The following is a 1,586-nucleotide window of genomic DNA, read 5'->3' as shown; positions in this document are numbered from 1 at the left end:
TTTGAGTCACCCGTGCCCCTTGCGGCGCGTCCTGCCGGGCTGAAAATCGGGGTGTGGTTGCTCGCCGACGTCGATCAGCCTTGGTGCCATGAGCCCGTGTTTGAGTCAGACGCTGGGAGTCGCTTCAGGGGTCCTGCATTGTCGCTTCGAGCACGCGGGTCAGATTCTCGCTTCCCCGCCGGCTCCCGCGGGCAACCACTCCGGCTGAGGTCGTGGGGGTGAGTTCGTGGATGTGGTGGAAGAGCACGACAGGATGGTCGAGCGTGTCGCGGCGATCGACGTGGCGAAGGGCGAGTTGAAGGTATGCGTGCGGGTTCCTGGTGACGCCGGGCGGCGGCGTCAGGAAGTGCGTACCTATCAGGCGACGACCCGCGCGATCTTGCAGATGGCGGACTGGTTGCGTGACCAGCAGGTGATGCTGGTGGTGATGGAAGCGACCAGCGATTACTGGAAGCCGCCGTTTTACCTGCTGGAGGATGATGTCGAGTGCTGGCTGCTGGATGCCAAGCAGGTCAAGAACCTGCCGGGGCGACCCAAGACCGACCGGGAGGACGCGATCTGGCTGGCCAAGGTCGCTGAGCGGGGTATGGCCCGGCCCAGTTTCGTGCCGCCAAAGCCGATCCGGCGGTTACGGGATCTTTGCCGCTACCGTCGTGCCTTGACTCAGGAGCGCACCCGGGAGAAGCAGCGGATCGAGAAGGTCCTGGAAGACGCCCAGATCAAGCTCAGTTCGTTCATCCGCGACATCCACGGGGTGTCCGGACGGCAGATGATCGAGGCGCTGATCGCCGGTGAGCGGGACCCGAGGGTGTTGGCGCAGATGGCGCGGGGCCGGATGCGCGCCAAGATCAGCGTGTTGGAGGAGGCGTTGACGGGGCACTTCGCCGATCACCACGCCTACATCTGTCGCATGATGCTGGACAACATCGACCGGCTGTCCCAGCAGATCGGCGAGCTGACCGTGAAGATCGACGAGCTGATCGCCCCTTTCGAGCATCAGGTCACCCAACTTGATGAGGTGGCGGGCATCGGGCGGGTATCTGCGCAGGACATCATCGCCGAGATCGGCGTGGACATGACCCGGTTCACGACCGCCGCCCACCTGGTGTCCTGGGCAAAATTCTGCCCCCAGGTCAAGCAATCCGGCGGGAAGAAGCCCAGCAGCGGCACCACCGGCAAGGGCAACCCCTGGCTGGCCGGCGCACTGGGCGAGGTCGCCATCTCCACGTCCCGCACGTCAACCTTCCTCGGTGCCCGCTACCGCCGACTGGTCCGACATCGGGGCAAGAAGAAAGCCCTGGTCGCTGTCGGCAACTCGGTACTGACCATCGTCTGGCACCTGCTGTCGGACCCTCAGGCCCGCTATCACGACCTCGGCCCCGACTTCTACGACACCCGTATCAACAAGAACCGTCACGCCCGCAACCTCGCCCGCCAACTCGAACAGGTCACGGGTCAGCAGTTCCGCATCACCGACGGCCAACTCGTCATCGCCCAGCCAGCGGCGTGAGCCGCCCGCACCCGGCTCCGCTGACGCTCCGCCGGGTGCTGCCACCTGCCCACTCCTTCACCGATTTTCGGGTCAG

The 1,586-nt window shown here is 65.1% G+C and carries 1 protein-coding gene; it reads left to right on the top strand.

What is annotated here, in order from left to right; translation table 11 throughout:
* Positions 1-226: 226 nt before the first annotated feature.
* Positions 227-1,510 (top strand): IS110 family transposase, encoded by a 1,284-nt coding sequence (locus ACVCAH_RS37820; protein ID WP_447141000.1) that lies wholly within the window; start codon positions 227-229, stop codon positions 1,508-1,510.
* Positions 1,511-1,586 lie beyond the last annotated feature (76 nt).

It is taken from the genome of Micromonospora sp. LZ34 (assembly GCF_052981855.1).
The sequence above is the reverse complement of the archived record's forward strand: the minus strand, read 5'-3'. Positions and strand labels throughout refer to the sequence as shown.